The sequence below is a fragment of the Streptomyces violens genome, from assembly GCF_000717745.1.
In the GTDB taxonomy this organism is placed as follows: domain Bacteria; phylum Actinomycetota; class Actinomycetes; order Streptomycetales; family Streptomycetaceae; genus Streptomyces; species Streptomyces violens.
Genome location: NZ_JOBH01000011.1, coordinates 171056 through 194711, shown reverse-complemented (window position 1 = coordinate 194711; position 23656 = coordinate 171056). Strand labels below are relative to the sequence as shown.

Annotated in this window: 20 protein-coding genes; 9 read left to right on the top strand and 11 right to left on the bottom strand. The window is 71.6% G+C overall.

All coding sequences use genetic code 11. The features are described from left to right. Position 1 precedes the first annotated feature (1 nt). Positions 2 to 553: a hypothetical protein gene (locus tag IF04_RS0122875; RefSeq protein ID WP_030261021.1), complete on the top strand. Its 552-nt coding sequence runs from the start codon at positions 2 to 4 to the stop codon at positions 551 to 553. 18 nt (positions 554 to 571) lie between these two features. On the opposite strand, the gene IF04_RS0122870 is transcribed toward IF04_RS0122875, so the two are convergent. Further along, entirely contained in the window at positions 572 to 1573 is a 1002-nt protein-coding gene (locus IF04_RS0122870) for an AraC family transcriptional regulator (RefSeq protein WP_051831473.1), read from the bottom strand. A gap of 127 nt (positions 1574 to 1700) precedes the next feature. Between IF04_RS0122870 and IF04_RS39895 the strand changes: the two genes are divergently transcribed. Continuing rightward, the gene (locus IF04_RS39895) at positions 1701 to 2549 is read left to right on the top strand and encodes an ANTAR domain-containing protein (protein WP_051831472.1); all 849 of its coding nucleotides are present in this window, start codon (positions 1701 to 1703) and stop codon (positions 2547 to 2549) included. On the opposite strand, the gene IF04_RS0122860 is transcribed toward IF04_RS39895, so the two are convergent. The 7 genes from IF04_RS0122860 to IF04_RS0122830 all read right to left on the bottom strand — a co-directional run bounded on the left by IF04_RS0122860 (position 2546) and on the right by IF04_RS0122830 (position 12885). Continuing rightward, positions 2546 to 4099 carry a GMC family oxidoreductase gene (locus IF04_RS0122860; protein ID WP_030261011.1) on the bottom strand — a complete coding sequence of 518 codons (1554 nt, stop codon included), beginning with the start codon at positions 4097 to 4099 and terminating at the stop codon, positions 2546 to 2548. The genes IF04_RS39895 and IF04_RS0122860 overlap by 4 nt on opposite strands. Further along, positions 4089 to 5669 (bottom strand): APC family permease, encoded by a 1581-nt coding sequence (locus IF04_RS0122855; RefSeq protein ID WP_245654473.1) that lies wholly within the window; start codon positions 5667 to 5669, stop codon positions 4089 to 4091. The genes IF04_RS0122860 and IF04_RS0122855 overlap by 11 nt, the downstream gene beginning before the upstream one ends. A 39-nt stretch (positions 5670 to 5708) precedes the next feature. After that, positions 5709 to 7181 carry an aldehyde dehydrogenase family protein gene (locus tag IF04_RS0122850; RefSeq protein ID WP_030261006.1) on the bottom strand — a complete coding sequence of 491 codons (1473 nt, stop codon included), beginning with the start codon at positions 7179 to 7181 and terminating at the stop codon, positions 5709 to 5711. Continuing rightward, positions 7174 to 8319: an aromatic ring-hydroxylating oxygenase subunit alpha gene (locus IF04_RS0122845; protein WP_030261003.1), complete on the bottom strand. Its 1146-nt coding sequence runs from the start codon at positions 8317 to 8319 to the stop codon at positions 7174 to 7176. The genes IF04_RS0122850 and IF04_RS0122845 overlap by 8 nt, the downstream gene beginning before the upstream one ends. Positions 8320 to 8354: 35 nt before the next feature. Continuing rightward, a complete protein-coding gene (locus IF04_RS0122840) occupies positions 8355 to 10811 on the bottom strand; it encodes a GcvT family protein (protein ID WP_030261000.1) in 2457 nt (818 codons plus the stop codon). A 43-nt stretch (positions 10812 to 10854) separates the two neighbouring features. After that, a complete protein-coding gene (locus tag IF04_RS0122835) occupies positions 10855 to 11940 on the bottom strand; it encodes an S-(hydroxymethyl)mycothiol dehydrogenase (protein WP_030260996.1) in 1086 nt (361 codons plus the stop codon). Between the two features lie 201 nt (positions 11941 to 12141). After that, positions 12142 to 12885 (bottom strand): IclR family transcriptional regulator, encoded by a 744-nt coding sequence (locus IF04_RS0122830; RefSeq protein ID WP_030260993.1) that lies wholly within the window; start codon positions 12883 to 12885, stop codon positions 12142 to 12144. A 223-nt stretch (positions 12886 to 13108) separates the two neighbouring features. Here IF04_RS0122830 and IF04_RS0122825 point away from each other — a divergent pair, with 223 nt between their 5' ends. The 4 genes from IF04_RS0122825 (at position 13109) to IF04_RS0122810 (ending at position 17206) form a co-directional block, all read left to right on the top strand. Further along, positions 13109 to 13429, top strand: coding sequence for a bifunctional 3-phenylpropionate/cinnamic acid dioxygenase ferredoxin subunit (locus IF04_RS0122825; protein WP_030260990.1), 321 nt, complete (start codon positions 13109 to 13111; stop codon positions 13427 to 13429). After that, positions 13426 to 14592, top strand: coding sequence for an NAD(P)/FAD-dependent oxidoreductase (locus tag IF04_RS0122820; RefSeq protein WP_030260984.1), 1167 nt, complete (start codon positions 13426 to 13428; stop codon positions 14590 to 14592). The genes IF04_RS0122825 and IF04_RS0122820 overlap by 4 nt, the downstream gene beginning before the upstream one ends. Positions 14593 to 14866: 274 nt before the next feature. After that, entirely contained in the window at positions 14867 to 16708 is a 1842-nt protein-coding gene (gene asnB / locus IF04_RS0122815) for an asparagine synthase (glutamine-hydrolyzing) (protein WP_030260981.1), read from the top strand. A gap of 18 nt (positions 16709 to 16726) precedes the next feature. Then, positions 16727 to 17206, top strand: a complete 480-nt coding sequence (locus IF04_RS0122810; RefSeq protein WP_245654472.1) for a MarR family winged helix-turn-helix transcriptional regulator — start codon at positions 16727 to 16729, stop codon at positions 17204 to 17206. On the opposite strand, the gene IF04_RS36725 is transcribed toward IF04_RS0122810, so the two are convergent. Further along, on the bottom strand, positions 17203 to 17931 hold the full coding sequence (locus tag IF04_RS36725) for a transglycosylase SLT domain-containing protein (RefSeq protein WP_157847696.1): 729 nt from the start codon (positions 17929 to 17931) through the stop codon (positions 17203 to 17205). The genes IF04_RS0122810 and IF04_RS36725 overlap by 4 nt on opposite strands. A gap of 185 nt (positions 17932 to 18116) precedes the next feature. Here IF04_RS36725 and hemC point away from each other — a divergent pair, with 185 nt between their 5' ends. Beyond that, positions 18117 to 19055, top strand: a complete 939-nt coding sequence (gene hemC, locus IF04_RS0122800; protein WP_030260971.1) for a hydroxymethylbilane synthase — start codon at positions 18117 to 18119, stop codon at positions 19053 to 19055. A 42-nt stretch (positions 19056 to 19097) separates the two neighbouring features. On the opposite strand, the gene hutG is transcribed toward hemC, so the two are convergent. Beyond that, positions 19098 to 20192 carry a formimidoylglutamase gene (gene hutG, locus IF04_RS0122795; protein WP_245654471.1) on the bottom strand — a complete coding sequence of 365 codons (1095 nt, stop codon included), beginning with the start codon at positions 20190 to 20192 and terminating at the stop codon, positions 19098 to 19100. Positions 20193 to 20333: 141 nt separating this feature from the next. Between hutG and hutC the strand changes: the two genes are divergently transcribed. Next, on the top strand, positions 20334 to 21110 hold the full coding sequence (gene hutC, locus IF04_RS0122790; protein ID WP_051831469.1) for a histidine utilization transcriptional repressor HutC: 777 nt from the start codon (positions 20334 to 20336) through the stop codon (positions 21108 to 21110). A gap of 15 nt (positions 21111 to 21125) precedes the next feature. On the opposite strand, the gene IF04_RS0122785 is transcribed toward hutC, so the two are convergent. Beyond that, complete coding sequence (locus tag IF04_RS0122785) at positions 21126 to 21953, bottom strand: IclR family transcriptional regulator (RefSeq protein WP_030260959.1); 828 nt, start codon at positions 21951 to 21953, stop codon at positions 21126 to 21128. 185 nt (positions 21954 to 22138) lie between these two features. Between IF04_RS0122785 and IF04_RS0122780 the strand changes: the two genes are divergently transcribed. Then, positions 22139 to 23563 carry an amino acid permease gene (locus IF04_RS0122780; RefSeq protein WP_051831468.1) on the top strand — a complete coding sequence of 475 codons (1425 nt, stop codon included), beginning with the start codon at positions 22139 to 22141 and terminating at the stop codon, positions 23561 to 23563. Positions 23564 to 23656 lie beyond the last annotated feature (93 nt).

Sequence of the window (23656 nt, the reverse complement as noted above, 5' to 3'; positions counted from 1 at the left end):
CATGGCCGAAAGCACCCTGTGGACCCTGTCGATCGCCGCGGTCACCGGCGCCACCGCCGTACTGGCCAGCTGGGTCACCAGCCGCGGCGCCACCCGCGCGGCACGCATCCAGGCCGAGACCGCGGCCGACTCCCAGCGCCGCGAACGCCTCCGGGAGAGCCGCCGCACCGCCTACCTGGACCTGATCGAACAGACGCACCGGATGGGCGAGTTGTTCTGGGAGGTCTCGGCCGTGCTGCAGCAGCCGCGGACGGCGAGCGGTGTCGCGGCGCTACGGCAGCTGAGTGACCGGCAGTTGACGGAGTACGCGACGCTACGACGCTGCGCGCGGGTGGTGGAACTGGAGGGACCGCCGGCCGCTGCCGAGGCGGCGCGCGCCGTCCAGAGGTCGACGGGCGAGTTCCACAGGGCCATCCGCCATGCGCTCGGGGACCAGGACGGCTCGGCGGCCTGGTCCGCTGCCGAGGAGCGGATCGACGCCGCCTACTCGCCCTACTGGGCCACGCTGGAAGCCTTCGTCGACGCGGCTCGCGACGCCCACCAGGGGAAATGAACCCGGTCCGGCAGGCGGTCAGCGGCGGTGCACCTGGGAGGGAAGCTTGCCGTAGCGGGCCTGGTAGGCGGCGGCGAAGCGGCCCAGGTGGGTGAAGCCCCAGCGGCCCGCGACCTCGGTGACCGAGACGGCCGGACCGGCGTCGATCAGGTCGCGGTGGGCGCGCTCCAGCCGCAGCCGGCGCAGGTAGGCCATCGGCGTGGTCTCCAGGTGCTGCCGGAAGCCGGCCTGCAGGGAGCGCGGCGCGACGCCGGCGACCCGCGCCAGCTCCAGGACGGTGAAGGGGTGCGCGGGGTCGGCCTGCATGGCGTCCACGGCGCGCTTGACCGGGCGCGGGCAGGTGCGGGTGGCCGGGTCGGCGAGCTCTTCGCGGTACTGGTGCGGGGTGGCGTACAGCATCGTGGTGAGCAGCGCGTCCGCGAGGCCGGTGGCCACCGCGGGATGGGTCAGGAGGCCGGTCGGCGCGGTCAGTTCGGCGGCGAGGCCGCGGGCCAGCGAGACGAGGGTGAGTCCCCGGCCGTGGTGCGGGTCCAGGCCGCCGGGGAAGCGCAGCGGCCGCACGGGGTGTTCGAGGTGCTCCTCCAGGGTGCTCTCCACCGCCTGCCGGTCGAAGCTCAGGGCCAGCACCTCGGCCTCGGCGTCCAGTTCGCCGGTGAGGGCGCCGGTCGGTTCGAAGACCGGGACCCGGCCGTCGGTGGCGGTGGCCCGGAACACCTCGCCGCGGTGCGACTGCACCACCTGTCCGCTGCGCGGCACGTTGATGTGGTACGCGACGCCCAGTCCCTCGCTCCGGCTGAGGACGTCGGCGCCGTAGGTCGCGGTGGCGAAGGTGACGGGGCCCAGCCGCAGCGCGCTCATGGCGAAGCCGAAGTCGGCGGGGTCGGTGAGGGGGTTCAGTACCACCGGGTAGGACAGCGCCTCGGCGATCCAGGCGCGGGCACGCTCGACGTCGGCGGTGCGGAAGGTGTGCGGGCCGCACTGCGCCCGCCGTTCTGTGCTGCGGCCGCGCTCCCCCGGCATCGCCGCCCCCGTCCCTCGGATTCTCGTCCCTGGTCGCCCTGGCGCAGTGAGCAGCCGACTGCGCTTGGTGTCCATATGCTACGCAAAATGGATATCGGCGGGCCCCGCGCAGGCATTGACTGTCCGAATGGAGGCATTTCCGCTGCCGCGCGTCGCCATGGACGCGGCAGACCCGACCGCCGCTCACCTTCCGCACCGTCCGCCCACGGGTCGCCCGACGCCCGAGCGCGAGCGGTTGCTGACGCGTGCGCTGCTGGATCTGGCCTCGCCCGAGGACCGGGAGCCGGCCGCGCACGCCGCTTCCCTCGTCGAGTACATACGGCTGCTGGGCGGTGAGCCGGCCCCGGACGCGGTGGCCGTGCTGGCCGGCCGGCCGCCGGTCACCGCCGGTTCGGGCCCGCGGGCCGAGCTGCTGCGGGAGCTGGAGGAGCAGCTGGGCGAGGGCCCGGTACGGGACACCCTGGCGGGCGCTCCGGCGGAGGAGGTGCCGCTGGAGGACGCGGCGGCCGCCCGCTGGCCGCGGTTCGCCGCGCGGGCGCGGGAGCTGGGGGTATTGCTGGTCACCACGGTGCCGCTGGCCGACGTGGCATACGGGGGAAGCCCCGACGCCGCGGAAGGTGCGCAGCCGGGGCCCCCGCTGGGCGCGCTGGTGCTGTACCACGACGTGGCCACGCCGCAGCCGGCGGGCGGGTCGGCGCCGGTGCCGGCGCTCGCCGGTGCCGCGGCGCTGCACCTGCGGCACCGGCGCACCCGTGACCACGCCCGGCAGCTGGAGCAGGCGCTGCGCAGCCGGATCGTGATCGAGCAGGCCAAGGGGGTGCTCGCCGAGCGGTTCGGCTGCCCGACGGACGGGGCGTTCGCGGAGCTGCGCCGGTACGCCCGTGCGCACCAGCGCAACCTCCACGACCTGGCGCGCTCCGTCGTGGACGGCACGGCGCCGCCGCCGTTCCGCAAGCCCGCCGGCGGGTCTTCTTAGCGGTCCTCCTTGAGCAGGTCGGCGCACTTCTCGCCGATCATCATCGTGGTGATGCACGGGTTGACCGTGACCAGCTCCGGCATGACCGAGCCGTCCGCGACGCGCAGCCCCTGGATGCCCTTCACGCGCAGCCGGGCGTCCAGCGGCGCCATGGCATCGTCGTCGGCGCCCATCTTCACCGTGCAGGCGGGGTGGTAGACGGTGTTGTGGGTCTTGGTGATGTAGTCCAGCAGCTCGTCGTCGGTGCGCACGTCCGGGCCCGGGGCGAGTTCGGCGCCCGCCCAGTCCGCCAGCGCGGGCTGCGCGGCGATCTCGCGGGCGAGGCGCAGCCCGTACGTCATCACCCGTACGTCGTGCTCGTGGGTGAAGTAGCGGGGGTCGACCTTCGGCTTGTCGCGGAAGTCGCGGGTGCGCAGCCGGACCGTGCCGCGGGAGCGGGCGCGGGTGACGTTCGGGGTGAGGCAGAAGGCGTTCTCGGACGTCGGGTAGCCGTGCCGTGCGGTGTTCATGTCGAACGGCACGGAACCGTAGTGGAACATCAGGTCCGGGCGGTCCAGGCCCTCTTCGGTGTCGGCGAAGATGCCGATCTCCCACCACTGGTTGGAGCTGGTCACCATGGGCTGCTTGGCGTCCCACATGATGACGCCCTCGGGGTGGTCCTGGAGGTTCTCGCCGACGCCGGGCGAGTCGACGAGGACGTCCACGCCGGTCTCGCGCAGATGGGCGGCCGGGCCGATGCCGGAGAGCATCAGCAGCTTGGGGGTGTCGATGGCGCCGCAGGAGACGATGACCTCGCGGCGGGCGCGGACGGTACGGGTGTGGATCAGGTCGGGGTCGAGGTAGGTGGCGCCGGTGCAGCGGCGGTCCGCGTCGATCAGCAGCTGCTTGGCGCGGACGCCGGTACGCACCTCCAGGTTGGGGCGGCGGCCGAGGATGGGGTGGAGGTAGGCGACGGACGAGGACTGGCGGATGTTGTTCTCGTCGGAGTTGATCTGGAACCAGTTGGCGCCGCGTATCACGGTCCTACCGGTGTTGAACGGGGTGGTGGGGATGCCCTGTTCGGCGCAGGCGGCGAGCAGCGCCGAGCCGCAGGGGTCGGCGCCCTTGATGGTGCGCAGGGTGACCGGGCCGGAGCGGCCGTGGTGGTCGCCGGGCGCGTCGTTGGACTCCAGGCGCTGGTAGAGCGGGAAGGTGTCCTTCGCGCCCCAGCCCGTACAGCCGCCCGCTTCCCAGGCGTCGAGGTCCTCGGCCGGGGCCCAGAAGGCGATACAGGAGTTGTGCGAGGAACAGCCGCCGAGGACGCGGGCGCGGGCGTGCCGCATGAAGCTGTTGCCGCTCTCCTGGGGCTCGACCGGGTAGTCCCAGTCGTAGCCGGACTCCAGCAGGCCCATCCAGCGTTCCAGGCGCAGCACGTTGTCGTCACCGACGTCGGAGGGGCCGGCCTCCAGGACGCACACCGTCACCGTGGGGTCCTCGCTGAGGCGGGCGGCCACGACGTTGCCCGCGGTGCCGCCGCCGACGATGACATAGTCGAACTCTTCAGTGGACATGGGTCGGAGTGCTCCTTGTGGTGTCGGATTCGGCTTCGTTCCGGGCCGCATGTTCGGCGAGCACGCCCGTGCGGTGGCGCTGGATGAACCAGTAGTACGCGAAGCCGCCGAGGGCGACGGCGCCCACGAAGAGGACGGCGCCCCAGCGCAGGTACCAGTGGTACGGCGGGGCCGCGTTGTAGACGGCTGTGCGGGGCCAGGCGAGGTTGATCATCATGCCGGCGCCCCAGAGGACGGCGAGGATGTTGACCGGCAGTCCCCAGCGGCCGAGGGTGAAGCGGCCGGGGGCCGGCTGCCAGCGGCCGCGCAGCCGGGCGATCAGCATCGGCACGGTGACCAGCAGATACGCGCCGTAGATCATGATGATGCCGATGCTGGTGACGACGGAGAAGATCTGCGGCTGACGGATGTTGATCAGCAGCACGGCCAGCGAGAGCACACCGACGATCACGGCCGGCAGGACCGGGGTCTGGAAGCGCGGGCTGACCCGGGCGAGCAGCGAGGCGGCGGGCAGGTTGTTGTCCCGGGACATCGCGAAGGCCAGCCGGATGGCGGCGGTGTGCACGGCCAGCGCGCAGACGGTGACGGCGATCAGGACGCACCACAGCATCGCCTTGCCGACGGTGTCGCCGAGCACGTCCAGGACGATGTACTGCAGCCCGTCGGTGGACAGCCCCTCGCCGTTCAGGCTGCCGACGCTCATCAGGGCGAGCAGCAGGATCAGGCCGCCGAGCACGAAGGAGGCGAGCAGGGCGCGGAGGATGGCGCGGGGCGCGTTGCGGGAGGGGTCCAGGGACTCCTCGCCGAGCGAGGCCGCGGTGTCGAAGCCGTACATGACGTACGCGGAGGCGAGCGAGGCGGTGAGGAACGCGCCGAGGTAGCCGAAGCTCTGGCCGTCACCCGCGTGGTGGGTCTCCAGCACCACGTCGGGCCCGCGCACCACGTGCACGGCGAAGAGCACGATCAGCACGACGGTGGCGACCAGCTCGATGAAGACGCCCGCGGTGTTGATGCGGGCCATCAGCTTCACGCCGAAGGCGTTGACGAGGGTGGTGAAGAGGATCAGTACCCCGGCGAGGACGACGCCGTTGGTGGCGACGTCGTAGCGCCCGGTGCCGTCCCCGATGAACTGGAAGGCGGGGGAGATCTGCGGGAGCGTGAGCTGGTAGGCGAGGGCCACGGCGGACAGCGAGACGATCGAGGCGACCAGCATCATCCAGCCGGCCAGCCAGCCGATGTGCGGATTGCCCAGCCGTTTGGCCCAGTTGTAGACCGAGCCCGCGACGGGGTGGCGGGCGGCCAGCTCGGCGAAGGACAGCGCGATCATGAGCTGGCCGGCGAAGACCATCGGCCAGGACCACCAGTAGGCGGGACCGCCGTGCCCGTAACCGAAGTAGAAGAGCTGGAAGGTGCCGGTCAGGATGGAGATGTAGCTGATGCCGGCGGCGAAGGTGTGGAAGTTGCCGAGGGTCCGTTTGAGTTCGGGGCGGTAGCCGAAGTCCGCGAGACCGTCGTCGTCCTGTGCTGGTGGTGCGTCGTGCGGTGGTCTTTCTGCTCGGGAATCCGTCAAGAGCATTTCTCCTCAGTCGAACCGGTCGATCCGTTCGGATCAGTCGAACCAGTGGAGCGCTTTCGGGGCGGTGTTGCGCCAGACGTGCTTGTGCTCGCGGTATTCGGCGAGACCGGTGGGGCCCAGCTCGCGGCCGGTACCGGACTGCTTGAAACCGCCCCACTCCGCCTGCGGCAGATAGGGGTGGAAGTCGTTGATCCATACGGTGCCGAGCCGCAGCCGGGCCGCGACCCGGTCGGCGCGTGCCGGGTCGGTGGTCCACACCGCGCCGGCCAGCCCGTAGACGGTGTCGTTGGCGAGCCGTACCGCCTCGTCCTCGTCGGTGAAGCGCTCGACGGTGAGGACCGGGCCGAAGGATTCCTCGCGCACCACCGACATGTCGGCCGTGCAGTCGTCCAGGACGGTCGGCAGATAGTGGAAGCCGTCCGCGAGGGCCGGGTCGTCGGGGCGGGCGCCGCCGCAGCGCAGCACGGCGCCCTCGGCGAGCCCAGTGGCGACGTACGCCTCGACCTTCTCCCGGTGCGCCGCGGAGATCAGCGGGCCGGTACGGGCCTCCGGGTCGAAGGGGCCGCCGAGCCGGATCTCCCGGGCCCGGCGCACTACCTCGTCGACGAAACGGTCGTGCAGGGAGTCCTCGACCAGCAGCCGGGCGCCGGCCGAGCAGACCTGCCCGGAGTGCAGGAAGATCGCGGTCAGGGCGTAGTCGACGGCCGCCTCGAAGTCGGCGTCGGCGAAGACGACGTTGGGGTTCTTGCCGCCGAGTTCGAGGGCGACGTTCTTGACCGTAGCGGCCGCGGCGGCCGCGATCCGCTTTCCGGTGGCCAGGCCACCGGTGAAGGAGACCAGGTCCACGTCGGGGTGGACGGTGAGCGGGGCGCCCGCCTCCGGCCCGGTACCGAGGACGAGGTTGGCCACGCCGTCCGGCAGGCCCGCCTCGGCGAGCAGCCGCATCAGATGGATCGCGGTGTGCGGGGTGAGCTCGCTGGGCTTGAGTACGAAGGTGTTGCCGGCGGCGAGGGCCGGGGCGACCTTCCAGGCGGTCTGCAGCAGCGGATAGTTCCACGGCGTGATCAGCGCGCAGACGCCCACCGGCTCGTGCACGACGCGGCTCTCGACCGTGGCGCTGCCCGCGTCGACCACCCGGCCCGCGTCCCCCTCCTCGGTGATCAGACGCCCGAAGTACCGGAAGCAGGCGGCGATGTCGTCCATGTCGAGCTCGCTCTCCACCAGCCGTTTGCCGGTGTCGAGCGATTCGGCGCGGGCGAGGATCGCCTTGTCGCGCTCCAGGAGGTCGGCGACGCGCAGCAGCTTGGCGCCGCGCTGAGCTGCGGTGGTGTGCGGCCAGGGGCCGGTGTCGAAGGCGCGGCGAGCCGCGGCGACGGCCCGGTCGGCGTCCGTTGCGTCGCCCTCGTCGACCACCGCGACGAGGCTCTGGTCGGCGGGGCAGCGGATCTCGCGGGTGGCGCCGGCGGCGGCCGACTGCCACCGCCCGTCGATGTACAGGTCAGGCACGCTTGTCCTCCAGTTGCTCGGTGACCCACTGGTGGAAGGCCCCGATGTGGTGCTCACTCGGCACGAGGACGCCGCCGTCCCGGTAGGCGCGCGAGTCCATCGCCGGCTGGGTCCGCTCGCACGCTTCGAAGTCCTGCTGGTTGACGCGGTGGAACAGCTCGACGGAGGTGGAGATGTCGGCGCCGGACTCGACGACCTCGGGGAGGTAGAGCCAGTCGCACTCCACGACCGTGCGGTCGGCGGCCATCGGGAACATCCGGTGGACGATGACGTGGTCGGGCACGAGGTTGACGAAGACCTGCGGCCGGACCGTGATCGCGTAGTACCGGCGGTCCTGGTCCTCCGCGATCTCGGGGAGCCGGCCGAAGCCGCCCTTGCCGTCGACCGTGAAGCCCTCGGCCTCCGGCGCGAATTCAGCGCCGTGCCCGACGTAGTACTGCGCGGCGAAGCCGTCCGCGAACTCCGGGAGTACGTCGGTGAGTTCGGGGTGGATGGTGGCGCAGTGGTAGCACTCCATGAAGTTCTCGATGATGAGCTTCCAGTTGGCCGCCACGTCGTAGGTGATGCGCTTGCCCAGGGCCAGGCCCTCGGTGCGGTACCGCTCGATGGAGGCGGCGTCGCCGAGCCGCTCGACGGCCGCGCCGATCACCGTGTCCTCGAAGGACGGCGGCTCGTCGGCCAGGCAGACCCAGGCGTAGCCGAGCCACTCGCGCAGCGGGACGGTGACCAGGCCGCGCTCGGTGCGGTCGATGTCCGGCATCGACGTCAGGTTGGGCGCCGCGATGAGCTTGCCGTCGAAGTCGTAGGTCCAGGCGTGGTAGGGGCACTGGAGGTTGCGGCGGGCCTCGCCGGACTCCTCGGTGCACAGGCGGGCGCCGCGGTGCCGGCAGATGTTCAGGAAGGCCCGCAGTTCGCCGCGGCGGTTGCGGGTGATCAGGACGTTCTCCCGGCCGACCTGCACGGTGCGGAAGGCACCGGGCCTGTCCAGGTCGGCGCTGCGCACGGCGCAGAACCACAGCCGCTCGAAGATCTTCTCCTGCTCCTGCCGGAAGGTCTCCGGGTCGGTGTAGGAGGTGCCGGGCAGGGTGGTGATCAGGCTGGACGTGGCGGTCGGGGCGAGTTCGGGCGTGGTCGTCATGTGCGTCTCCTCAAGCGAACTACTTCTTCCAAGCGCTACTTGCGGATGCGGGTCATGCTCGGGTCGAACAGCGGTTCCTCGGCGACGGTCGCCGCGACCTTCTGACCGAAGTACTCCACGTGCACGGCGGTGCCGGGGACGGCGGCTGCGGCCGGCAGCCAGGCGTAGGCGACGCAGCGGCCGATGCTGTAGCCGTAGGAGGCGGAGGTGACGTAACCGGCGGGCGCGCCGTCCACGTACACGGGCTCCTTGCCGAGGACCACGGCGGCCGGGTCGTCGAGGGTGAGGCAGGTCAGCTTGCGGCGGGCGGTCTCCTCACTGCGGCCCTCCAGTGCGGCGCGGCCGAGGAAGTCGCCCTTGGCGGGGCGGACGGCGAAGCCGACGCCCGCCTCGTACGGGTCGTGCTCGGTCGTCATGTCGTGGCCCCAGGAGCGGTACCCCTTCTCCAGCCGCAGGCTGTTGAAGGCGGAGCGCCCGGCCGCGATCACACCGTACTGCTGCCCGGCCTCCCACAGCGTGTCCCACAGGCGCAGGCCCAGGTCGGCGGTGGTGTACAGCTCCCAGCCCAGCTCGCCCACATAGCTCAGCCGCATGGCCGTGACGGGGACGTGGCCGAGGTAGGTCTGCTTGGCCTTGAAGTAGCCGAAGCCCTTGTGCGAGAAGTCGTCGCGGGTGAGCGGCTGGACCAGGTCGCGGGCGAGCGGGCCCCACACGCCGATGCAGCAGGTGCCGGAGGTGATGTCCCGGATCTGCACCCCTTCCGGGGCATGCCGCAGCAGCCAGTCCAGGTCGGAGCCGCTGTTGGCGCCGATCTGGAAGCGGTCGGGCGCGAGCCGGGCGACGGTGAGGTCGGAGCGGACGCCGCCCGTCTCGTCCAGCAGCAGCGTGTAGGTGACCGCGCCGGGCTTCTTGTCGAGCTGGTTGGTGGACATGCGCTGGAGGAAGGCGAGCGCGCCGGGCCCGGTGACCTCCAGCCGGCGCAGCGGCGTCATGTCGTACAGCGCGACCTTCTCGCGCGTCACCTTGGCCTCGGCCGCGGCGATCGGCGACCAGTACCGGGCCGACCAGGCGTCCCGCTCGGGCAGTTCGAGGCCCTCGGCGAGCGGGGCGTTGGCCTCGTACCAGTGCGGGCGCTCCCAGCCGCCGCCCTCCAGGAAGAACGCGCCCAGCTCCTGCTGGCGGGCGTAGAAGGGGCTGACCCGCAGCGGGCGGGGCTGCTCCATGGGCTGGAGGGGGTGGAGGACGTCGTAGACCTCGACGAAGTTCTGGGCGCCGCGGTCCTCGATGTACGCGGGCGAGCGCTGCGCATCCTCGAAGCGGTACAGGTCGCACTCGTGAATGTCGATGTCCGGACGGCCGTCGGTCATCCACTGGGCGACGGCGCGCGCCACGCCCGCGGAGTGGGTCACCCAGACCGCCTCGGCGAGCCAGAATCCGCGCACCTCACGGGATTCGCCGAGGACGGGCATGCCGTCGGGGGTGAAGGAGAAGACGCCGTTGAAGCCCTCCTCGACGTGGGATTCTCCGAGCGCCGGGAGCAGGCCGACGCTGTCCTCCCAGCTCGGCGCGAAGTCCTCCTCGGTGAAGGGCAGCGAGGACGGCATGATCGGCGCGTCGTCGAAGGCGGGCACGGCCGCGGGGTCGACGGGCATCGGGCGGTGCGCGTAGGAGCCGATGCCGATGCGGTCGGTGTGTTCGCGGTAGTACAGATCGCGGTCCTGGAAGCGCAGGATCGGCTTGCTCGCCTCCGTCCGCGGGTCATTGACGCCGTCGAGCTCCGGGAGCGGCGCGGTCTTGGCGTACTGGTGGGCGAGCGGCAGCAGCGGCACGTCGACGCCGGCCATCTTGCCGATCACCGGGCCCCAGAAGCCGGCCGCGGAGACGACATGGTCGGCGGGGAAGGTGCCGCGGTCGGTGACGACGCCGGTGACCCGGCCGTTCTCCTGCTCGATGCCGGTCACGGTGTACCGGTCCAGGAAGCGGGCGCCGCGGGACTCGGCGCGGGTGATCTGGGCGCGGCAGGCGAGGAGGGCGCGGGCCAGGCCGTCGTCGGGCGTGTAGAGCCCGCCGAGGACCTTGTCCTCGTCCAGCATCGGCCAGTACTTCTTGCACTCGGCCGGGGTGATCAGTTCGGCGCGTACGCCCCAGGAGGCGGCGAGTCCGGCCTTGCGGTGCAGGTCGGCCCAGCGCTCGGGGGTGGTGGCCAGCTCCAGCCCGCCGAGCGGGTTGAAGCAGGGAAGCCCGTCCACTTCGAGGGAGTTGAACTTCTCGACCGTGTACGCGGCGAACTCGGTCATGGTCTTGGACGGGCCGGTCTGGAAGACCAGCCCGGGGGCGTGCGAGGTGGAGCCGCCGGGGGCCGGGAGCGGGCCCTGTTCGAGGACGGTGACGTCGCGCCAGCCGCGCGCGGTCAGTTCGTCGGCGAGCGAGCAGCCGACGATGCCGGCGCCGATCACGACCACGCGGGCATCGGTGGCGGGTGTGCGGGACATGCCCCTCCTTCGGGTCAGGCAGGACGTACGGGAGTGGCGTCCCTCAGAGGACGACCACGGAGCGCAGGACGCGGCCGCCGCGCATGGTGTCGAAGGCGGCCTCCACCTCGTCCAGGGAGATCCGCTCGGTGACGAAGCTTTCGAGGTCGAGCAGCCCGTACAGGTACTGGTCGATCAGGTCCGGGAAGTCGCGGCTGGGCAGGCAGTCCCCGTACCAGGAGGACTTGAGGGCGCCGCCGCGCGAGAAGAGATCGCTGAGCGGGATCTCGACCTTCATGCCGGGCTCGGGCACGCCCACCTGGACGAGGGTGCCGGCGAGGTCGCGCATGTAGAACGCCTGCTTGTACGTCTCCGGGCGGCCCACCGCGTCGATCGCGATGTCCACGCCGACCCCGCCCGTCAGGGCGCGCACCGCCTCGACCGGGTCCGTACCGCGGGAGTTGATGATGTGGGTGGCGCCGAACTTCTCGGCCTGGTCGAGCTTTCTGTCGTCGACGTCGATAGCGATGACCTTGCGGGCGCCGTTGAGGCAGGCGCCCGCGATCGCCGCGTTGCCGACGCCGCCGCAGCCGATGACCGCGACGGTGTTGCCGCGCTGCACGTTCCCGGTGTTCACGGCCGCGCCGTAGCCGGCCATCACGCCGCAGCCGATCAGGCTCGCGGCCTCGGGGCGGGCCGCCGGGTCGACCTTGACCGCCTGTGCGGCGGCGACCAGCGTCTTCTCGGCGAAGGCGCCGATGCCGAGCGCCGGGGTGAGCGGGGTGCCGTCGAGCAGCGTCATCGGCTGGGCCGCGTTGCGCGAGTCGAAGCAGTACCAGGGGCGGCCGCGGCGACAGGAGCGGCAGGTGCCGCAGGGCGCGCGCCAGGCGAGCACCACGTAGTCGCCGGGCAGCAGGTCGGTGACGCCGTCCCCCACGGCCTCGACCACCCCGGCCGCCTCGTGCCCGAGCAGGAACGGGAAGTCGTCGCCCACGGCGCCTTCCCGGTAGTGCAGATCCGTGTGGCAGACCCCGCACGCCTGTACGGAGACGAGCGCTTCCCCCGGGCCCGGATCCGGCACCAGAATCGGCTGCACCTCGACCGGTGCGCCCTTTTTCGTCGCGACCACAGCACGGACTTCGTGTGGCATGCCCCTACCCCTCAGTGTTGCGCACTGCACGACTCGTTGCGCGATGAGAGACATACTGGGAACGCCTTCTCGGCGGCGTCAAGGGGTTGGAGTTAACCGTTGGTAAAAGCGCGCGCACGGTCGGCACGCACGGACGCGGGGCCGGTGGGCACCGGCCCCGCGTCATTCCTGCGCACGGTCGAACCGTCTACGCGACGGAGATCAACTCCCGTGTCCCATCCGCCGGGACAATTCCCGTGCCGCCTCGACCGTGCGCTTGGCGACCTCCGGGATACGGTCGGGCTCCAGCCGGTACGCGGGGGCCGATACGCTGATCGCGCCGATCACCTGGCCGTCGTGCGCGCGCACCGGCGCCGCGACCGCGTGCAGCCCCAGCTCCAGCTCCTCCATCGCCACCGCGAAGCCATTGCGCACCACCTCGGCGAGCTGCTCGCGGAGCTCGGCGACGGAGGTGATGGTCCGCTCGGTGAGCCGCGGCAGCTTCCGGGCGAGCGCGGCGTCCTGCACCGGGCCCGGCTGGAACGCCAGCAGCGCCTTGCCGCTGGAGGTCGCGTGCAGCGGGGTGCGGCGGCCGAGCCAGTTCTGCGCGGTGACCGAGGCCGGGCCGCGGGCCTGCATGATGTTGACCGCGGCACCGTTGTCCAGCACCGCGATGTTGGCCGTCTCGCCCAGCTCGTCGGCGAGCAGCCGGCACATCGGCGCGCCCTCCTGCGAGATGTCCAGGCGCACCGCGGCGGCCCCGGCCAGCCGCAGCACCCCGGCCCCGAGGTAGTACTTCCCGCGCTCCTGCTCCTGGGCGACCAGCCCGCGGTTCTCCAGCACGCCGAGCAGCCGGAAGGCCGTCGACTTGTGCACGCCGAGCTCGTCGGCGACCTCGGTCACCCCTGCCTCACCGTGCCGGGCGAGGATCTCCAGCACCGTGACCGCACGATCCACCGACTGCACGGAACTCCCCGCTCCGCGGGGTGATTTCTGCGCTGACCTGGCCTCCGACGTGTCCTTCGCGTTGTCCGTCATCCGATCTCACCACCTGGCGCGACCCGATGCGGGCCGGCTTCTGAAGGGAGGCGCTTGACGCGCGGCCTCCCGGCTTGGATTCTGTTGCGCAGAGCGCTTCGCCGTGCGCATCGCGGAACTCAACTATACCGAACAGTAAGAGGGGTGCCCCGTGATTCCCGTCTGCCACCTCGATGACCTGCCCGCAGGCGAGTCCCTTCGCATCGACACCGCACCTCCGATCGCCGTCTTCAATGCCGACGGCGAGATCTACGCCATCGACGACACCTGCACCCACCAGGACGCCTCGCTCGCCGACGGCTGGCTGGAGGGCTGCCTGGTCGAATGCCCGCTGCACGCCGCGTCGTTCGACCTGCGCACCGGCATGCCGACCTGCCTGCCCGCCCGGCGGGCCGTCCGCACCCACTCCGTCACCGTGGAGAACGGCATGATCTACGTGCACCACGCCGCCCAGGAAGGCACCGCCGCATGAGGACGGTCACCGTCGTCGGAGCCTCGCTGGCCGGACTGTACGCCGCGAGAGCGCTGCGCTCCCAGGGGTTCGGGGGCCGGCTGATGATCGTCGGGGACGAGTGCCACCGCCCGTACGACCGGCCGCCGCTCTCCAAGGACTTCCTCAAGGGCACGGCCGGGCAGGACGACCTCGCCCTGGCGGACGCCGAGGAGGTCGCCGAGCTGGACGCGGAGTGGCTGCTGGGGACGCGCGCCGCCGGGCTGGACGCCGGCGGCCGGTCGGTGGCCCTGGAGAACGGCCGGTCCCTCGCCACCGACGGGGTGGTCATCGCCACCGGCGCCACCCCGCGCCGGCTGCCGGGGCCCGAGCTCGCCGGGGTGCACACCCTGCGCAGCCTCGACGACGCCCAGGCGCTCCGTGCCGACCTGGCCGGCGGCCCGGTGCGGGTCGTGGTGATCGGCGGCGGCTTCATCGGCGCCGAGGTCGCCTCCTCGTGCGCCGCGCTCGGCCATGACGTCACGGTCGTCGAGGCCGCGCCGCTCCCGCTGCTGCCACAGCTCGGCGAGGAGATGGCCGGGGTCTGCGCGGCGCTGCACGGGGACCACGGGGTCACGCTGGTCAGCGGTACGGGCGTCGCGGCACTGCAGGGCGAGTCCGGCGGCCGCGTCACCGGCGTCGAGCTGGCCGACGGACGGATACTGCCCGCCGACACCGTCGTCGTCGGCATCGGCGTCCGCCCGAACACCGACTGGCTGGCCGGCTCCGGGCTGACCCTGGACGACGGGGTGGTCTGCGACACCGGGTGCGTGACCGCGCTCCCCCACGTCGTCGCGGTCGGCGACGTGGCCCGGGTCGGCGGCTCCCGTACCGAGCACTGGACCAGCGCGACCGAACAGGCCGCCACCGCCGTCCACAACCTCCTCGCGGGCGAGACCCTCCTGGCGCACCGCACCGTGCCGTACTTCTGGTCCGACCAGTACGGCGTCCGCATCCAGTTCGCCGGGCGGCGGCTGCCCACCGACACCGTGCGGGTGATCGACGGCTCCCCCGAGGACCGCAGCTTCCTCGCCGCGTACGAGCGCGACGGCCGCACCACGGCGGTCCTCGCCCTCAACCGCCCGCGCCCCTTCATGAAGGCGCGCCGCGAGCTGATGCGGGCGGCCCAGCCGGTCGCCGGCTGACCGGACCGCCCGTGCCGCGGCCACAGCGAGTGGCCGCGGCACTCCCATGACCGTCCAAATAGCCCTTGTATACCGGCACTTGGCGCCCGCTTTACTTCCCGCCCGGTCAGCCGCATTCACCCCCCATGACCCTGTTGACGGACGACACCCGGCTGTCACACCCTCGTTACATAGGTGCTCGATACACGTGACCCTGGGTGTCCGGCCGCTGACGCATGCCGTTTTCCGGCCGCCCCCCGACGCACCAGCCCAGGGTCGGATTCGGAGGAGCAGCATGTGCGGAATCGCCGGATGGGTCGCCTACCAGCGTGACCTGCGGTCCGAACAGGCCACCGTCGACGCCATGACCGAGACCATGTCCTGCCGCGGTCCGGACGACGCCGGGACCTGGGTCCAGGGCCCGGCGGCCCTCGGTCACCGCCGGCTCGCCATCATCGATCTGCCGGGCGGCCGCCAGCCGATGACCGTCGAGACCCCCGACGGACCGGTCGCGATGGTCTACTCCGGAGAGGCGTACAACTTCTCCGAACTGCGCAAGGAACTGGCCGCCCGCGGCCACCGCTTCACCACCGACTCCGACACCGAGGTCGTGCTCCACGGCTACCTGGAGTGGGGCGAGGCCGTCGCCGAACGCCTCAACGGCATGTACGCCTTCGCCATCTGGGACAGTCGCGAGCAGAAGCTCGTGATGATCCGCGACCGGATGGGCATCAAGCCCTTCTACTACTACGAAACCGACGACGGTGTGCTCTTCGGCTCCGAGCCCAAGGCCATCCTCGCCAACCCGCAGGTCACCCCCACCGTGACACTGGACGGCCTGCGCGAGCTGTTCGCCTTCGTCAAGACACCGGGGCACGCGGTGTACGAAGGCATGCGCGAGGTCGAGCCCGGCACGGTCGTCACGCTGACCAGGAACGGCCTGCGCACCCGTGTGTACTGGACGCTGGAGACCAAGCAGCACACCGACGACCGGGAGACCTCGATCGCCCATGTGCGGTCGCTGCTGGACGACATCGTGCGCCGCCAGCTCGTCGCCGACGTGCCCCGCTGCACGCTGCTCTCCGGCGGCCTGGACTCCTCCGCGATGACCGCGCTGGCCGCACAGCAGCTGGCCGCCGAGGACAGGACGGTCCGCAGCTTCGCCGTCGACTTCGTGGGCCAGACCGAGAACTTCACCCCGGACGCACTTCGCGACACCCCGGACACCCCCTTCGTGCACGACGTGGCGCGCGCCTCGAAGACCGAGCACCAGGACATCGTCCTCAACTCGGACCAGCTCGCCGACCCCGAAGTGCGCTCCAAGATGATCCGCGCCCGGGACATCCCGATGGGCCTCGGCGACATGGACTCCTCGCTGTACCTGCTGTTCAAGGCGATCCGCGAGCACTCGACGGTGGCACTGTCCGGCGAGTCGGCGGACGAGGTCTTCGGCGGGTACAAGCAGTTCTTCGACCCCAAGGCCCGCGAGGCGGACACCTTCCCCTGGCTGGTGCAGTTCGCCGAGCACTTCGGCGACGACGGCAACATCCTCACCGAGGGCGTCACCAAGGCGATGGACCTGGGGAGTTACATCCAGGACAGCTACCGGACGGCCATCGCGGACGTGCGGCGCCTCGACGGCGAGAGCGACTTCGAGTACCGCATGCGCGAGATCTGCTATCTGCACCTGACCCGGTTCGTCCGCGTGCTGCTGGACCGCAAGGACCGGGCGAGCATGGCCGTCGGCCTGGAGGTGCGGGTGCCGTTCTGCGACCACCGGCTCGTGGAGTACGTCTACAACACCCCCTGGAGCCTGAAGTCGTTCGACGGCCGGGAGAAGAGCCTGCTGCGCGAGGCCACCGCCGACGTGCTGCCCAAGTCGGTGTACGACCGGGTGAAGAGCCCGTACCCGTCCACGCAGGACCCGAAGTACGCCGTCGCGCTCCAGGGCCACCTCAAGGACCTGCTCGCCAAGCCCTCGCACCCGGTCTTCGACCTGGTCAGCCGCGACTGGCTGCAGCGCGCCGTGCAGGTCGACGTCCCGCAGATCACCCAGGCGTCCCGGCGCGGCCTCGAACGCACCTTGGACCTGGCCCTCTGGATGGACATGTACTCGCCGACCATTACACTCTCTTGACCTGATCGAGGCAGGTCTTTGGACGACAGACGGGTGGACGGTGGCGTGGCGGTCGGCGAGGGGACGGCGCTGAGCACGGTCGGTGAAGAGGACGCGCTCGAACTGGTCGTGACCCTGCACCGGCTGCTGCGCAGCCTGGGCAGGGCCGTCCCCGACCGCCGCGTCCCGCCCACCCAGCTCATCGTCCTCGCCCTGCTCACCCAGCTCGGCCCGTCCCGCATCGGCGTACTGGCCGACCGCATCCCCTGCTCGCAGCCGACGGCCACGGCCGCGGTGGCGAGCCTGGAGTCGGCGGGGCTGGTCCGCAGGGAGCCGGACCCGACCGACGGGCGCGCGGCACGCGTCGTCATCACCGAGGACGGCGTCCGCGCGCTGAACGATGTGGCACAGAGCGAGGCCGAGGCGCTCGCCGGGCGCCTCGGCACGCTGCCCCCGGAGGACGTCCGCCGGGTACTGGAGGCAGGCGCTCTCCTGCGGCGGCTGGCGGAGCAGGGCTAATAGCCTTTCGGCGGGCTGCCCGCATCGGCCTGTTGCACGCGGGAGATGTCGCCGTACTGCGCCTTGATGTAATTCACGGCCGCCGCGCAATTCGCCACCGGGTCATTGATGTCCCATGCCGTACCGGGCTGATGGTGCGCCCGGAACGTTCCCATGGTCGTCTGGAAAAGCCCCCGGGACGGCTCGCCCGCCACCGCGTTGGCGTCCCATCCATTGAATGCGTTCGGGTCGAATCCGGATTCCCTGCGGGCGATCGTCCACAGCCCCGCGTACCAGTATTCGGGTGATCCCGTGACCCGCAGACACGCGCGGATCCACCCGGCCGGCCCTGTCGCCACCAGCCGCTCCCGGGCCTCGGCGCGTTTTCTGGCCGCGGCGCGCCGCCGCTCTTCCAGCGCCGCGCTCCGCGCCTCCGAGCTGGCCCGGGAGGCCCGGGCCGCGGCCTCGAAGCGCTGCTCCGTCAGCCCCGCCGCGACGAAGGTGGCGGCCTGCCCCTCCAGCCCGGCCGGCGAGACCCGGACCTTCCGGCCGGACGCGACGGGCGTCCGGTGGCCCGCCCGGGCCGTGGCCGGCCGGGGATCACCGCCGTACAGCGCGGCTTCTTCCGCGTGCGTCCCGGCCTCACCGGGACGCATATCCGCCATTCCGCTGACCGCGATTGCGGCAGGAATTATCAGGACGAGGACAGAGGAAAGGGCGGTGGCTGCAGTCCTGGCCACGTGCATGGGAAATCATCGCCTTCCCGTCGAGCCGCCGGCTCACTTGGAGGCGTCCTATCAGCCGGAATCAAGACCCGCCGAGCACCCCGCCGAGACCGGCGGTCCGAGCGGGCTGACGATATCTTCGAAGTTTTGCGCTACGAGTCGGGGCCCGGGCGGTGGACGGGGCGGGACGGGACTATCGTGGCCCCATGTCCGCCCCTGAGCTGATCCGTATCGTCTCCCGCTCCTCCCCCATGGCCCTGGCCCAGGTGGAGCGCGTCCGTACCGAACTCGCCGCGCTGCACCCGGGCATCGCCACCGAGGTCGTCCCGGTGACCACCACCGGTGACCGCTGGATGGGTGACCTCTCCGCGGTCGAGGGCAAGGGCGCGTTCACCAAGGAGGTGGACGCGGCGCTGCTGTCCGGGGAAGCGGACCTCGCGGTGCACTGCGTCAAGGACATCCCGGCCGACCGGCCGCTGCCCGCCGGCACGACGTTCGCCGCGTTCCTCAAGCGCGACGACGTACGGGACGCCCTGATCCACCCCGGCGGCCTCACCCTCGACGAGCTGCCCCCCGGCACCCGTATCGGCACCTCCTCCGTACGCCGCCGCGCCCAGCTCGCCGCCTCGCATCCGCACCTGGAGACGGTGCCGATGCGCGGCAACGCCAACCGGCGGATGGAGAAGCTGCACGCCGGGGAGGCCGACGCGCTGCTCCTCGCGGTCTCCGGACTGCACCGCATCAACCGCCCCGACGTGATCACCGAGGTGCTGTCCGTCGACACGATGTGCCCGCCGATCGGCGCCGGCGTACTCGCCCTGCAGTGCCGCGAGGACGACACCGAGACCATCGACGCGGTCTCCGGCCTCGGCGACCCGGACACGCACCGGGAGACGCAGGCCGAGCGGATGTTCCTGCACGTGCTCCAGGGGCACTGCAACTCCCCCATCGCCGGGTACGCCAGGTCCGGGCGCGGCGGCGGCGACCTGTCGCTGCGGGCCTGCGTGTTCACCCCCGACGGCAAGACGATCCTCAACGCCCACGAGTGGGCGGGCCGGCTCGACCCCGCGACCCTCGGCACCTCCGTCGCGGTGGCCCTGCTCCGCCAGGGCGCCCGCGAACTGATCGACGGCATCCCGCACTGAGGCGCGCCGCCGGGGCCGGGGCCGTGCCGCACGCGCCCCCGGTCACGGCCGGCGGTGCGTCCCGTGCGCGCTCGTCAGGATGCGGTGAACCAGGCGGGCGCCCGTACGGGCCGTGCGGTGATCCAGGTCCAGGTCCGGATTGAGTTCGGCGACATCGCAGACGGCGAGCTGGCCGCTCGCCGCGATCTTGGCGCAGACGTGTTCCACGACCTCCAGCGGCACCCCGTAAGCCGCGGGCGCGCTGACGCCCGGCGCCACGGCGGCGGGCAGTACGTCCAGGTCGATGCTGAGGTGCACGAGGTCGCAGCTCGCGAGGAAGTCGTCCACGAAGGCGTCGACGCGGTGCACGTTCAGCAGGCCGCAGTCGGTGTCGGGGAGGTAGCGGACGCCGAGCCGGTCGGCGGTGCGGTACAGCCGCTCGGTGTTGCTCGGCGCGCTCACCCCGAGCACCCAGTAGTTCAGGTCCTCGCCGCGGGCCGCCTCGTCGTTCGCCATCTGCAGGAAGGGCGTGCCGGAGCTGGGCCGGGCGTCGTCGCGCAGGTCGAAGTGCGCGTCGAGGTTGAGGACGCCGAGCCGGGCGCCGGCGCGCAGCGCGCGGCTGCCGGCCAGGCCCAGGTAACTGCCGTACGCCACCTCGTGTCCGCCGCCCAGCACGGTCACCGGGCGGCCCCGGTCGAGGAGCGCGGTGACGGCGCGGCCCAGGCGCCGCTGGCCGGCCGCCAGATCGCCGTCGCCGACCTCGATGTCCCCGGCGTCCAGCGCGCTCAGCGGCGTCTGCAGCGCCATCGGGGCGAGCGCGCGGCGCAGCTCTCCGGGGCCGTCGGCCGCACCCGGCCGCCCCTTGTTGCGCCGTACGCCCTCATCGCTCCGGAAGCCGACGAAGGCCGCGTCCCAGGCCCGGTCCGGGCCGGTGGCCGAGTACGTCGCGTACGTCGAGTACTCCCGGTACGGCGTCACCGCGTGGTGCCAGCGCAGATGCTCGATGCCGGGACCGTCGTCGCGGCCGGTCCAGCACTCGGCGGGCGCGTCCACGGTCAGGGCGGGCGCCTCCATGGTCGCAGCGGGCGCGGCCGCTTCCCGGTCCTGCGCACGCTCCAGGTCGGTGGTCTGCGCGGCCTGCTGCACGGTGCTCGTCACGGTTCCTCAGCTCCTCGGTGATCCGCTGCCATCACACCCGGGTACCGGCCCGTGGGCCAGCGCGGACGCCCCGGTTCCTCGGATCCGAGACCCACTAGGATTCCGGTTCCCACGTCACCCGCGAGGAGCGGATGACCACGAATGCGAGGGACGGTGAACGGCTTGGCCGGGGAGGCTGCTGACCTCGCGCGGCGGTACAGGGCGCAGGCGCCGGGGAACGCTCCCGCGTACCAGCGCGTGAAGGACCTCGTCACCGAGCAGATCATGAGTGGCCGCTGGCGGGAGGGCGACGCGCTCCCGTCGGAGAGCCAGTTCGTGGACTCGCTGGGGCTGTCCCGGATGACGGTGAACCGCGCGCTGCGGGAGCTGGCGGGGCAGGGCCTGATCCGCCGGGTGATGGGCGTGGGCAGCTTCGTGGCGCTGCACAAGGGCAGTTCGGCGCTGGTCGAGGTGCACAACATCGCCGACGAGGTGCGCAGCCGCGGACACCGGTACCGAGCCGAGGTGCTGTACGTACGGGCGGAGACCGCCGATCCGGAGGTCGGCGCGCAGTTCGGCCCGGGCGCCGGGCGCCGGGTCTTCCGGTCGCGGGTGGTGCACTTCGAGGACGACGTGGCGATCCAGCTCGAGGACCGGTACGTCCACCCGGACTTCGCGCCCGGCTATCTGGAGCAGGACTTCACGCGGCGGACCCCGTTCACGTTCCTGTCCGAGGTGGCGCCGCTGGGCAAGGGCGAGCACGTGGTGGAGGCGGTGCTGCCGTCGGCGGAGGAGTGCGCGGTGCTGGGCGTGCCCGAGTCCGAGCCGTGCCTGCTGATCCACCGGCGCACCTGGTCGGGCGAGGCGCTGGTCAGCATCGCGCGGCTGCTGCACCCGGGGTCGCGGTACCGGCTGCAGGGCACGTTCGACAACCGCTGAGCCCTGGCGTGGCGACTACGGCTTTCCCGTGGGCGCACGGCCCGAGACCGCGTTCGTGAGGCGGGCCGCGCCCTTGCGCAGCAGATCGCGTACGTACGCCTCGTCGCGCGGCCGGTGGTGGCGGTACCAGGTGCTGCTCAGGGCCGCGACCGGCCGTCCGTGGTGGTCGAACGCCGCCACCCCGACCGACCGGAAGCCCGCGGAGACCAGCTCGGTCTCCTCCGACCAGCCGCGTGCCCGGTCCCGGGCCAGCAGGTCCCGCAGCTCGCCCAGCGACCGCGGGCCCTTGCCGGTACGGGTGATCAGGTCGCCGGGGCGCGGGAAGAGCGCCTTGAGCTGCGCTTCGCCGACGTGCGCGAGGAGCGCCCGGCCGCTGGCCGTGAGGTGCGCCGGGAGCCGGACGCCGACCTCGGTGACCAGCGGCACCGCGGTGGCGCCCGAGCGCACCGCGGTGGGCTGCTCCTTGAGCAGGTACACGGTCTCCGCGCCGTGCAGCACGCCCAGGTGCACCGGCTGCGCGAGGCGGCCCGCGAGGGTGCGCAGGATCGGGCGCGCGAGCCGTTCGAGCGGTTCGTGCCGAAGGTAGGCGGAGCCGATCTCGAAGGCGGCGACGCCCAGCCCGTACGCCTGCTCGTCCGGGAGGTAGGTGACGAAGCCGCGCCCGGCCAGCACGGTCAGGATGTGGTACGCCGACGAGCGCGGGATGCCCAGCTCGCGGGCGAGCGCCGCGACCCGTACCGGGCCCGAACGCCCCGCGAGGTGGGTGAGGATGTCCAGCGCCCGCCCGACGGCCGGCGAGGTGCTGGACGCGGCCGCGGCCGCGGCCGCGGCCGTACCGGGCATACCGGATTCCCGCCGCTCCCTCATCTGCCCATCTCCCGGAACACCTCTTGACCGTCCTGTCTATACAGGCATATACATGCGGCGCCTGTGTTCAAGTGAGAAGCGACGACAGCCGCTCCCACCAGGCAACGGCCCATGTCGCACGTCAGGGACGGGCGTGCTGTTCCCGAAGGAGAGGGCATCTTGTGAGCACCGAAAAAACGACCTTGCACCGCGGGCTGAGGTCCCGCCACATCCGTTTCATCGCCCTCGGCTCGGCCATCGGCACCGGCCTGTTCTACGGTTCCTCCGAGGCCATCCAGGCCGGCGGCCCCGCGGTGCTGCTGGCCTACCTGATCGGCGGCGCGGCCGTCTTCCTCGTACTGCGCTCGCTCGGCGAGATGGCGGTCAACAACCCCTGCGCCGGCTCCTTCGGCGAGTACGCCACCCGGTACCTCGGCCCGCTGGCGGGGCTTACGACCGGCTGGACCTACGCCTTCGAGATGATCATCGTCTGTATCGCCGACGTCACCGCGCTCGGCGTCTACATGGGATTCTGGTTCCCCGATGTGCCGCGGTGGATCTGGGTGCTGGCCGCCATTCTCGTCATCGGCGTACTGAATCTCTTCAGCGTCAAGGTCTTCGGTGAGCTGGAGTTCTGGCTCTCGCTGGTGAAGATCGTCGCCATCTGCGCGATGATCGTGGGCGGGCTCGCCATTCTTGTCCTCGGCATCGGCGGCGGCGGAATGCACGTCGGGGTCTCCAATCTCTGGAGCAACGGCGGGTTCTTCGCGCACGGCACCGAAGGCTTCATCATGTCCTTCGCCGTCGTGATGTTCGCCTTCGGCGGTACCGAGGTCATCGGCGTCACAGCCGGCGAGGCGGAGAACCCTAAGAAGGCCATTCCGAGCGCGGTGAATTCCATCCCGCTGCGCATCGTGTTCTTCTACGTGCTGACGCTCGCCGTCCTCATGTCGCTCAATTCCTGGCAGGACATCGGCTCGGACAGCAGCCCGTTCGTGCAGATCTTCGCGGGGCTCGGCATCAAGTCCGCGGCCGCCGTGCTGAACGTCGTCGTGATCGTCGCCGCACTCTCCGCGATCAACAGCGACATCTTCGCCGCCGGCCGCATCATGTACGGCATGGCCGAGCGCGGTCAGGCCCCGGCCGTCATGCGCCGCCTCTCGCGCAATGGCGTGCCGACGATGACCGTCGCCATCATGATCGGCGCGCTGCTGCTCGGCGTGGTGCTGAACTACACCATGCCCGAGAACATCTTCCTCATCATTTCGTCGATCGCCACCTTCGCGACCGTCTGGGTCTGGCTGATGATTCTCGCGAGCCAGTACGCGGCCCGACGGAAGATGTCGGAGAAGGAAACCACCGAACTCGCCTACAAGGTCCCGTTCTGGCCCTACGGACAGCTCATCGCCATGGTCTTCATGGCCGCCGTGGTGGTGCTGCTCGCCTTCTCCGCGGACACCCGCATCGCGCTGATCGTAGGGGCCGTCTGGCTGGCCCTGCTGTCGGTGGTGCATTTCCTCTGGCTCCGTCCGCGCTCCGCCGCATCTGCCGTAACCGAAACCCCCGGGGAAAAGCCGGCCGAAGCCCCCGTACCGGCACGGGACTGACGTCCCGAAAAGGGTCCCGAAAGGGACCCCTCAGAGGCCTGAAAAAGCCCTTGAAAAGGCGCCGGGCGGGGCCGTCGACGTCATTGGCGACGG